General features: G+C 66.5%; 5 protein-coding genes. All 5 read right to left on the bottom strand.

Annotation, left to right across the window (positions count from 1 at the left end; translation table 11 throughout):
• Positions 1–3: 3 nt before the first annotated feature.
• Complete coding sequence (locus FOC84_RS25245) at positions 4–1,320, bottom strand: paraquat-inducible protein A (RefSeq protein ID WP_173147084.1); 1,317 nt, start codon at positions 1,318–1,320, stop codon at positions 4–6.
• An 8-nt stretch (positions 1,321–1,328) separates the two neighbouring features.
• The gene (gene clpA / locus FOC84_RS25240) at positions 1,329–3,641 is read right to left on the bottom strand and encodes an ATP-dependent Clp protease ATP-binding subunit ClpA (protein WP_173147082.1); all 2,313 of its coding nucleotides are present in this window, start codon (positions 3,639–3,641) and stop codon (positions 1,329–1,331) included.
• Between the two features lie 55 nt (positions 3,642–3,696).
• Positions 3,697–5,919 (bottom strand): penicillin-binding protein 1C, encoded by a 2,223-nt coding sequence (gene pbpC / locus FOC84_RS25235; protein ID WP_173147080.1) that lies wholly within the window; start codon positions 5,917–5,919, stop codon positions 3,697–3,699.
• Complete coding sequence (locus FOC84_RS25230; protein WP_438800845.1) at positions 5,916–11,114, bottom strand: alpha-2-macroglobulin family protein; 5,199 nt, start codon at positions 11,112–11,114, stop codon at positions 5,916–5,918. The genes pbpC and FOC84_RS25230 overlap by 4 nt, the downstream gene beginning before the upstream one ends.
• 159 nt (positions 11,115–11,273) lie before the next feature.
• The gene (clpS, locus tag FOC84_RS25225) at positions 11,274–11,588 is read right to left on the bottom strand and encodes an ATP-dependent Clp protease adapter ClpS (RefSeq protein ID WP_006383989.1); all 315 of its coding nucleotides are present in this window, start codon (positions 11,586–11,588) and stop codon (positions 11,274–11,276) included.
• Positions 11,589–11,698: the final 110 nt, after the last annotated feature.

The raw sequence follows: 11,698 nt of genomic DNA, 5'->3' as shown, positions 1-11,698 counted from the left end.
TTCCTAGCCCATTTCCTTGCCGGCAACAGGCGCCGGCTGGCGCCCGCCCGCCACCGGTGGCGATTCTATTTCACTTTGGCCTTCAAGGTCCCAACTGCGGCGCAGGTCGAAACTCATGGCGGACAGCATGGTCAGGATCACGGTCACCCCGAAGGCCGCCGCGCCCGCGCCGGCGCTGATCTCCATCAAGCCCTGGAAGTCCGCCAGCGCCGCCAGCAATATAACGACAAAAACGTCCAGCATCGACCATTGGCCGATGAACTCAACCATTTGATACAAGCGCGTGCGCGGGCGCAGGTTGGTGGTGCTGCGCCATTGCTCCGTCAAGAGCAGCAGGATGAGCGCCAACAGCTTGGTCAGCGGCACCGCCACGCTGGCGATGAAGACGATCAGGGCGATATCCCAGGAGCCCATTTCCCAAAGCTCGACCACGCCGCCCAGAATGGTATGGGCGCTGTCGCCCAACACGGAACGGACCTGCATCACCGGCAGCACGTTGGCGGGTATGTAGAACACCACGGCCGCCAGCAGCAGCGCCCAGGTGCGCGCCAGATGGTCGGGCTTGCGGTGGTGCACCACGGCCTCGCAACGCACACAGTGGTGCTCTTCTTCCGGGTCGGCGGCGTGCGGCACGGCCTGCACCTGGCCGCAAACATGGCATCCGGTCAGGACGCTGTCCGGCCCGGCTTGCGGCACATGCACCGGCACCACGCCCACCGTCTCGGCATAACGCCACAGCACGTGGGGCGACAGGCGCCCCAGCATGGTCAGCAGTATGGTGAGCAGGCCGAACGCGCCCAGCCCGATGCCGGGCGCCACCGCCGCCATGCCGGCCAGCTTCACCACCGCCACCAGCACGCCCAAGAGGAACACCGGAATCATGCACCAGGGCCGCAACACGCCCAACAGGCGCATCGCGGTACGAAAGCCCACGGGCTCGCGGCCGCGCGACAGCGGTCCCAGCACCCACAGCAGCACGGTGAGCTGCAGCATCGGCAGCGCGAAACCGGCCATGCCCGTCATGATGGCGACGACCCAGTGGTCCTGGCGCCAGGTGATGGCAATGGCGTCCAGCAGGGATGCCTGCTGCGTCATGCCCTGCACGGCCATGGAGGCCACGGGATAGGCGTTGGCCACCCCGAACACGATGAGGGCGGAAATGGCGAGCGCCAGCCAATTGGACAAAGTAAGCCCGCTGTAGCGCCACAAGGTGGCACCGCAGCGGGCGCAATTGGCGGTCTCTCCAGGTTCAAGCTGATGCCGGCGATAGATGCTCGCGCAGTGTTCGCACTCGATCAGCGGCTGGCGGTCCGCAGTCATTGAGAGCCTTAATCGACCAGTTCGACTTCCTGTTTGTCAGGCGCATCCGACGAGGGCGGCTTGCCGTTCTCGTCGAAGTCCAGTTTGACCTTGCCCTCCTCGTCCAGATCCACGGTCACCGTGCCGCCGTCGACCAGCTTGCCGAACAGCAGCTCGTCAGCCAGCGCGCGGCGGATGGTGTCCTGGATGAGGCGCTGCATGGGGCGCGCGCCCATGAGCGGATCGAACCCTTCCTTGGCGAGATGCTCCCGCAGACCCGTGGTGAAGATGGCTTCCACGCGACGCTCGTGCAGTTGGTCTTCCAGTTGCATGAGGAACTTGTCCACCACGCGCAGGATGATTTCGCGGTCCAGCGGCGCGAACGGGATGATCGCGTCCAGGCGGTTGCGGAACTCGGGCGTGAACATGCGGCGGATTTCCGCCATTTCGTCGCCCACCACGCGCGAATTCGCAAAGCCGATGGACGGACGGTTCAAGGTTTCGGCGCCCGCGTTGGTCGTCATGATGACGATGACATTGCGGAAGTCCGCCTTGCGGCCGTTGTTGTCGGTCAGCGTGCCGTGGTCCATGACCTGCAGCAGGATGTTGAACACATCCGGGTGCGCCTTTTCGATTTCATCGAGCAGCAGCACGCAGTGCGGCTGCTTGGTGATGGCCTCGGTCAGCAGGCCGCCCTGGTCGAAACCGACGTAGCCCGGAGGCGCGCCGATCAGGCGCGACACCGCGTGCCGCTCCATGTATTCCGACATGTCAAAGCGCAGCAGCTCCACGCCCAGCGTGAAAGCCAGCTGGCGGGCGACCTCGGTCTTGCCCACGCCGGTGGGTCCGGAGAACAGGAAGGCGCCTATCGGCTTTTCCGGCTTGCCCAGGCCCGAGCGCGCCATCTTGATGGCGGCGGACAGCGCTTCGATGGCGTTGTCCTGACCGAAGACCACGGTCTTCAGGTCGCGGTCCAGCGTCGCGAGCTTGCTGCGGTCGTCGTTGGAGACGGACTGCGGCGGGATGCGCGCGATCTTGGACACGATGTTTTCGATGTCCACCTTGCCGATTACCTTCTTCTGGCGCGAACGCGGCAACAGGCGCTGCGCGGCGCCAGCCTCGTCGATCACGTCGATGGCCTTGTCCGGCAGATGGCGGTCATTGATGAAGCGCGCCGACAGCTCGGCCGCGGCCGACAAGGCGGCGGCCGAGTAGCGCACGCTGTGGTGCTCTTCGAAGCGGCTCTTCAGGCCGCGCAGGATCTGCACGGTCTGTTCGACGCTGGGTTCGGGCACGTCGATCTTCTGGAAGCGGCGCGACAGCGCGTGGTCTTTTTCAAAGACGCCGCGGTATTCGTTGTAGGTGGTCGCGCCGATGCACTTGAGTTGCCCGGACGACAAGGCCGGCTTCAAGAGATTGGACGCGTCCAGCGTGCCGCCCGAGGCCGAACCGGCGCCGATCAGGGTATGGATTTCGTCGATGAACAGGATCGCGTCGGGGTTGCCGCGGATCTGCTTGAGCACGCCCTTCAGGCGCTGTTCAAAATCGCCACGGTACTTGGTGCCCGCCAGCAAGGCGCCCATGTCCAGCGAAAAGACCTGGGCGGCCTGCAGGATTTCAGGCACTTCGCCGCGCGTGATGCGCCAGGCCAGGCCTTCGGCGATGGCGGTCTTGCCCACGCCGGCCTCGCCGACCAGCAGCGGGTTGTTCTTGCGGCGGCGGCACAGCACCTGGATCACGCGTTCGACTTCGTGTTCGCGCCCGATGAGGGGATCGATACGGCCCGCCAGCGCGGCGGCGTTCAGGTCGGTGGCGTACTGGTCCAGCGGCGACTGACGCGATTCGCCCTGTTCTTCACCATTGGTCTGCTGCTCTTTCTGCACGGCGGCGGACTCCACCTGGGGCTGTTTGGTAATGCCATGCGACAGAAAATTGACGACGTCCAGCCGCGTCACGCCCTGCTGTTGCAGGTAGTACACAGCGTGCGAATCCTTTTCGCCGAAAATGGCCACGAGCACGTTGGCGCCGGTGACCGGTTTCTTGCCGGTGCCGCCCGCCGAGACATGCATGATGGCGCGCTGGATCACGCGCTGGAAACCCAGCGTGGGCTGCGTGTCGACCTCGGCGCCGCTCGGGATCACCGGGGTGTTCTCCGAAACGAACTGGCGCAGATTGCGGCGCAGGTCGTCCAGGTTCGCGGCGCAGGCGCGCAGCACTTCAACGGCCGAAGCGTTGTCGAGCAACGCCAGCAGCAGATGCTCGACGGTAATAAATTCATGCCGGGCCGAACGGGCCTCGACGAAAGCCATATGCAGGCTGACTTCAAGCTCTTGAGAAATCACGCTTCCTCCGTAACGCATCGAAGCGGGCAAATACACGATTCATATTCTATGCCGATCATGGCGTAACGCCAGAGATTTCAAAAACCACTCTGTCGTGGCGGCCTTGCGCATCCATGACGGTAAGCGTATATCGGCCGTCCATGGCCAGCACTAATTTAAACGGATGACCCGACGCGCCATGGCCAACCACGCGCCCGTCCAGCATCCACCATACTTCGCCTTCTGTTCCCTGCACATCCACATCCAGCGCCACTTCACGCCCACCCGGCACGGGCCGCAGCACCGAGCCGCTGGCCACGCCGCCCAGACGCAACGGTCCAAGCGAGGCGTCGGCGTAGCCGGCAAAAGACGGCGGCGCCGTTTCATTCAACACCCAGGCCGCGCGCTGCTCCGGACATTCGCCGGACGGCACGCTGCCGAGCTTGTAACCCAGTGGCCAGCATGTCACCGCGGCCTGCACCGTTTCGGGCCTGACGCGGACCTGCTGGGCGCCTTCGGGCAAAGCCGCCACGATATCCTGCAGCAGCGGCGCCGCCACGTTGGCGCCGAAAAATCCAGGGTTGGGCGTACCGTCCGGACGGCCGACCCAGACGCCCATCGTCCACCTGTCGGTCACTCCGACAGCCCAGGCATCCCGGAATCCGAAACTTGTCCCGGTTTTCCAGGCCAGTTGCCGCGCCGGACTGCCTGACTGATAGAACGGCCGGTCAGGATGGCCGCCGCTCTCCAGGATGTCACGGACGATCCAGGCCGCCCCAGGGCTCATCATACGGGACTCGACCCGCGCCTGCTCCGGCCGCAAACGGGGCCGCCCGGAGACGCCACCACGGGCCAAGGCCCGGTAAGCGCCCACCAGTTCTTCCAATGTGGTGCCGCCCCCGCCCAAAATCAAGCTCAAATTCGGTTCCGCGCCCGCGGGCAATCGTAACCGCACCCCGCCGGCCAGCATGACCGAGGCGAAACTGCTGGGCCCGACGCGGTCCAACAGGTCCACGGCCGGCACGTTGAGCGAGCGCTGCAAGGCCTGCGCCACGCTGATCGGGCCGGCGAATGCGGCCTGGAAATTGCCCGGCGCGTAGCCGCCGAACGACATCGGCGCGTCGATCAGCAGGCTTTCGGAGTGGATCAGGCCCTCGTCGAGCGCCTGCGCATACAGGAACGGCTTGAGCGTGGAGCCCGGCGAACGCACGCCACGCACCATGTCCACGTGAGCGGCCCGGCTTTCGTCGGAGAAATCGGCGGAGCCGGCGTAGGCCTTGACCTCCAGCGTATCGTTGTCCATTACCAACACGGCCATCGACACCTTGGGCGGCAGGCCGTCCACCCGGTCCTGCAACATGCGCTCCACCGCCGCCTGCATGTCCGCGTCCAGGGTGGACGTGACCACGGCGGGCCGCTCGCCAGGGCGCCGGCCCGCCGTGCGCTGGCTGCCCGCTTCCTGCAGCAGCCGCTGCGCGGCCAGGGGCGCCAGCCAGCGCGCCCGCAGCGGCGGCGCGACCACGTTCTCGATCTTGGCGTCGGCCACTTCGGCCGGGGTCCAGCGGCCCAGTTCGACCATGCGGTCCAGCACCTTGTCGCGGGCGGCCTGCGCGGCCCCGGGATGGCGGTCCGGACGCAGGCGCGACGGCGCTTGCGGCAAGGCCGTCAGCATCGCCGCTTCGGCCGGGCTCAGGTCGCGCGCCGGCTTGCCCAGCCACAGGCGCGAGCCCATTTCCACGCCTTCCACGATGCCGCCCATGGGCGCGTGGGTCAGGTACAGCGACAGGATCTCGTCCTTGCTGTAGTGCATTTCCAGCTGGATGGCGCGCCAGGCCTGCCGCAGCTTCGCCGACATCGAGCGTGAAGGCTTGCCGGCCAGATCCGGATCGATCAGCCGCGCGACCTGCATGGTCAGGGTGGAGCCGCCCGACACGATGCGGCGGTTGGTGGCCCACTGCCAGCCGGCGCGCGCCATCGCCACCGGATTGACGCCCGGATGCCAGTAAAACCAGCGGTCCTCGTAGGTCAGCAGCGTTTCCAGATAGCGCTCGGACACCTGGCCGGGCTTGACCGGATAGCGCCAGATGCCGTCGCGGCTGGGATAGTTGCGCAGCGGCGTGCCGTCGGCGGCCACGACGACGGCGGCGCCGCCCGAATCCACGGGCGGCAAGGGATAGAGGCGGTCCAGCGTGAATAACAACGCGGCCAGCGCAAACAAGGCGCTGGCCGCGAAGATTCCTCGCCGCCGCCAGCGGCGGGCGCGCGAGGCGCCCGCCACGGGGGTGGCGGCGGGGTTCAAGGACGCTTGGCGCCGCGGTCGCGGATCTCTACCGTGCTCCATTGCTCGCCTACGCCCCGGATTTCAGGCCGGTACATGTCTTCGGCCACCGTCGACGGCACCGCGTAGCGGCCCGGCGTCACGACGCGCACCAGATAGAACACGTCCACCTTGCCGCGTCCCAGCGACACCGCGGCCACATAGCGGTCGTCGCGGAACTCGCGGTGCTTGATGTTGGGATCGGACATGGCTTCGGCCACGCGGCGTCCGCCGATCGTCCATTCCTGCATCTCGGGGCTTTGCGACAGGTTCAGGTTTTCGACTTCAAAACCCGCCGGCACGCGGTCCACCAGCAAACCATCCGGAATGTTCTGGTTGGCGCTGGCCTGCACCCACACCACCAGCATGTCGCCGGTCTGCAGGCTGCCGCCATCCCACGGACGGCCGTCAGGACGGTACCAGCCGCGCTTGAGCTGGATGACGTCGCTGCGCGGCGCGGGCACGGTGGTCGGGCTGCCCTGGATGTCGTATTCGACGAACAGGGACTGGTTGCCGCTATTCAGCAGCTGCGCGCCGGCCAGATCGGCCGCCGACAACGACACGGTCTGGTCGCTGGTGCCGCCGGCGAGCGGCTTGCTGACGCCGTTGACGGTCAGCGTGGCGGACCAGGGCGTGGCCTTGTCGCCGCCCAGGGCGCGGGCGGCCAGCAACAGCGACATCTGCTCCTGCGTCGACAGGTACGAGCGGTTGCCCAGGCGGCCGGCCAACTGCGTCAGCAGGTTGTCCAGGCGCTCGTGGCGCAGCTCGTACTTGTCGGCGATCGCGAAGGCCAGCGCGTAGTCACGCACGCCGCTGCCGTAGTCGCCCAGCCATTCGTCGTAGTAGCTGGAATTGCGGCGGGTGTTGATGCCGTACTCGCGCACCACGGCCTGCTCGAGCGCGCTCTTCATGCGCCCTTCGTCGCCCATGAGCTTGAACGCGGCCGCCAGCTGGATCAGCGGCAGCGGCGAGCGGGCACGCTCCTGGTAGTTGTCGTACAGCTGGCGCACCGTGGACAGCGGCGCCTTCTTGTCGCGCGCCAGCGCCAACGCGGCAGTGGCCAGGCCGGCGAAGCGGCGATGGTCTTCGCGCAGGATGCTGAGGTCGCCGGAATCGTAGCGTCCGGATTCGACGCTGCGCTTCAGGTTGGGCGACCAGATGCCGAACGCGCCGGAACTCTGCTGCACCTGCTCCAGCAGCCACTGGCGCGAACGGTCCAGCGATGCCTCGGGCACTTCGAAACCATTGTCGCGGGCGTCCTGCATGAAGCCGACGGCATAGGCCGTCAGCCATACGTCGCGCGAGGACGAGCTGCTCCACAGGTTGTACGAACCGACGGCGTTGCGCATGCCCGCCAGGCGGCCGATCGCGCCGGCCACCTTGGCGTCGCGCTCCGCCTTGGTGCGCGGCTTGAGGCCGAACTGCTTGGCCGCGGCCTCATCCAGCATGACCCACGGCAGCGTCGCGCTGATGGTCTGCTCGGTGCAGCCGTAGGGGTAGTTGAGCAGCCCTTCGACCAGGCGGTTGACGTTGATCGGCGGACGGTTCGAGACCGTCATGCTGACCGTGGTCGAGTCCGGGTAATAGGAAGCCACCCACGACGCCTGCGGGGAATTGGATTCGCCCGGGTTCAGGCGCAGGCGGCGCACCTGGCGCTCGGCCGCGTAGGCCGGTTGCACCTGCAGCACGGATTCGCGCACGATGTGCACGGGCTTGCCGCCGCCCTGCCCGTCGACGGTCAGGCGCATCAGGCCCAGGCCGTAGGAACCGGTGGTGGTGGCGGTGAAGCGCAACGTGGTGCGCTGCTTGTCCTTCAAGGTCACGGTCTTGACGCCGTCGACGATGGCCAGCGGGTCCAGCGCTTCCAGCTTGACCGTCACCTTCTGCTCGGCGCCGCTCAGGTTGGTCACGTCCAGCGCAATCGCGGCCTGGTCGCCCGGGGTGATGAAGCGCGGCGTATTCAGCTCGGCGACGATGGGCGCGGCCACCACCATTTCGGTGTCGGTGCTGCCGTAGTTGTCGGGCGTGAAGGCCACGGCCATCAGGCGCAGCGTGCCGTTGAAATCGGGCAGGTCCAGCGGGATGTCCGCCTCGCCCTGCTCGTTCAGCGTCACCGCGCCGGAGAACAGGTCCACCAGCTTGACCTTCTTGGGCAGGCTCTTGCTGTCGCCGCGCATGGCGGCGTCGCCGCCCCACTTCAGCTTGCCCTTGGTGCCGTCCATCTTCTCGATCAGCTTGCCGTACATGTCCAGCAATTCGGGCGCGTAGCGGTGCTTGCCGAAGAAGTAGTCCAGCGGATCGGGGGTCTTGTACTGGTTGATGTTCAAGATGCCCACGTCCACCGCCGACAGGGTCACGGTGGCCTGCTTGCCCTGGGCGCCGTCGACCTTGACGCGCACGGTCGCCTTGGTCTCGGGCACCGCCTTGGGCGGCGCCGTCAGCGTCACGTCCAGCTTGCGGTCGGCGCTGGCGATCGGCAGGAAGGTCAGGCCCAGCGCGCGCGCCGGCGTCACGCGGTCGCCCTCGCTGCCGGGACGGAACACGGCGGCGGCGATGTACAGGTCGTGGCGCTTCCAGCTCTTGTCGACCGGAATCTCGACCTGCGTGCCGGTCGCTTTCACGGCCACCCAGGTGGACCACAGCATGCGATCGCCTTCCACGGTGATCAGCGCCTGGCCGTCATGCGGCGGCGTCAGGGTCAGCTTGACGGTGTCGCCGGGCTTGGCCGGCACGCCTTCGAGCTTCATCTGCACGCGGTCGGGACGATTGCCCATGGAATCGGCGTCCTGCGCGTTCCAGCCCGCATAGAAGCGGTAGCGCAGGGTCTGGCCCGTCTCAGGGTCGGCGATTTCGAGGCGGTAGCGGCCCCACTTCACGGGCACGGTCAGCTGGGCGCGGTCGTTCAGCGCGATCTCGCGCGAATCCAGCAATTCCTCGGTTTCGGTGTAGCCGCTGTTCCAGCCGCGCTGGTCGTCGAAACGCCAGTAGTACTGGCGATCTTCGCGGTACAGGCGCATCTGCGCCTGCGCCAGCGGCGCGATCTTGCCCTGCGCGTCCACGCGCAGCACTTCAAAGCCGGCGGGCGCGCCTTCGCGAGCCACGTCGCCGTCGAACTGCGGACGCACGGCGATCAGGCGGTCGGCGGGCCAGACGCTGCGCTCGATCGAGCGCACCACCGGGCGGCCGCCGGATTCCAGCAGGCTGGCCGACACCCGCACCTTCATCGGCGAACGCGTGCCGCCGGTGCGCGGATCGACCTCGAGCTGGCCGTGGCCCTTGTCGTCCAGGGCCGTTTCGGGCAATTCCTCGAAATGGCGGCGGGCGTCGTCGGCCACGTCGCCGAAGATGAAGCCGGGCCATTGCTGCGGTAGCGCAAAACGGTCGCGCTTGACCTGGAAGCTGGACAGCAGACGGTTGCCGGCCGCGGGCGCGCCGTAAAGATAGTCGCCCTGCACGTCCACGGTCAGCGTTTCCTCCGGCGACAGCACTTCTTGGTCGGAGGTCAGCGCCATCTTCATGCGTTCGGGCAGGAATTCCTCGACCTGGAACTTCCAGGACGCGTCCGGCGCACGCGATGCCGGGTCCACGCGCAATTCCAGCAGCCAGGTGCCGGTCTGCGCGTCCAGCGGCAGATCGATGCTGCGCTCGATGTAGCCAGGCAGATCCTTCTTGGGCTGCCACAGGGTGCTCAGCACCGTGCGGCCGTCGGGGCGCTTGATGGTGGCGGTCAGGGGCGACGGCGCCAGCATGCGGCCGTCCAGATCGCGCGGCAGGACCGACACGTTGAAGGTTTCGCCGGGGCGGTACAGATTGCGGCCGGCATAGACGAACAGGTTGTTGGGGCGCGAAACGTGGCCGCCGATGTCGAATTCGGACAGGTCCAGGGCGGGTTCGCCCAGGGCCAGCACCGTCATTTCCTTGTCGCGCGAGGCGCGGATGACGCGCGCATTGGCGAAGCTGCCGTCAAAGCGGACATGCCCCTGGCCATCGGCCGCGGCCTTGGCCAGCGACTTGCCGGCGCCGTCCACCAGTTCGAACACGGCGCCCGAGATGGCGGTGCCGCTCTTGAGGGACACGGAATAGGCCTCGATGCGGTCGCTGTAGCGGCGCGCGTGCAGGCCGATGTCGCTGACGTAGAAATACGTCACCTGGTACTCGTAGCGGAAACGGCCGGGCTGGCTCATCACCGCGATGTAGATGCCGGGCTCCTGCAATTCCTTGACGCCTTCGACCGGCAGGAACGTGACATGGCGGCGGTTGGGCTTGTCGTCGGTGACGAAGCGGCCTTGATAGACGCTGGTCGTCAGCGAATTCAGGCGGTCCAGGTCCCAATTGCTGACCGAGCCCTTCAAGCTGCGATTGTCGGAATAGCGCCAGTTGTCTTCTTCGTCGCCGCTGCTGTCTTCCTCTTCGCCCGAGCCCGTGCTGCGGCCGATGCCCAGCACGGTGTCGAACAGTTCGGGCACGCGCTCCGGCGATACGCGCAGGAACTGCACGTCCACTTCGGACACGTTCACCGTGGCCACGGGCAGGCCGCCATTCTGGCCGGCCGGCAGCACCACGCCGCGGCTGGCGAAATAGAACGATGGCGGCATGGCCTGCGTGTTCACCTCGCAATTCGACGCTTCCGCCAGCTTGACGCCGGCGCCCGCGCCAGGCAGCCCGGCGCGCACCGAGATCGCGTAGGAACGCTGCGGCTGCACGTAGGGGAAATAGACCATGCGGGGGTTGTCGCCCACCACCCAGTTGCCCTTGAGGATCTTGCCCTTGGGCGCCGAGTCGCCCGGCCGTACCGAGGCGGGCTGGTCACCGTTGGTGGCGGCCGATTCGCTGTCCTTGTCGGAAGCCGAGCCCGTGTCCGTCACCTGCAGATAACTGTCCAGATCGGCCTTGGCGTCCACCGGTTGCGTGAAAGTCACAGCCAGGGCCAGCGTGTCGTTGTATTGGCGCGGTTGGCAGGAAAGCGCGGCAAACGGATCGGCCGCGCCGACCACCGCGCTGGCGGGCAACGCCGGTTTGGCATCGCCGCCTCCCGCAGTCGCGGGCTGCGACACGACGGCTGGCGCCGGAGTGGCGGACTGGCGCTCCTTGCCCATCCACCAGCCCACGCCAATGGCGCCGGCCAATACCACGACCCCGGCTGTCGCCAGCCAGGCCTTGCTGATCTTTCCACTCACGGCAAATCTCCCGCTCACTCAAATTCAGACGTACTGCTCCTTTGCGGCGGAGCTGCCGACCTGATCATTCCGCGCGCTTCTCGGGTACGCGGATACTGCTTGTCAAAATAACCGGACAACACAACGCCGCCATGACAGGCGGCGCATTGATTCTGGGGTTCAGACGGGTTCCATCACGCATTGCAGGGGGTGCTGGCGCGCCCGCGCGTATTGGGCCACTTGCGCAATACGCGTGGCGGCGAGGTCCCGGGGATAAACCCCGCATACACCACGCCCTTCGTGATGCACCTGCAACATGATCCGCGTGGCCTCTTCGTGATTCTTATTGAAGAACTTCTGCAGCACTTTCACGACGAACTCCATTGGCGTGTAGTCGTCATTCAGCAGCAGGACCTGGTACATCGGAGGCGGCGCGGCGCGCGCCGGAGCCTTCTCGACGGCCAAATCATGCTGGGTATCCAAGGTAGAACTCATAGGGCCGCTATTCTATTTAAACGGGGGACGGCTAGCGTGTAACTTACGGAAAATTACACGTAGAAATGCGTAGTTTCCATACTTGACGCCGCAAAGAAAAGCGGCGCATT

The organism is Achromobacter pestifer (assembly GCF_013267355.1).
In the GTDB taxonomy this organism is placed as follows: Bacteria; Pseudomonadota; Gammaproteobacteria; order Burkholderiales; family Burkholderiaceae_B; genus Achromobacter; species Achromobacter pestifer_A.
Note: the sequence above shows the minus strand (reverse complement) of the source record. Positions and strands in the feature narration are given on the sequence as shown.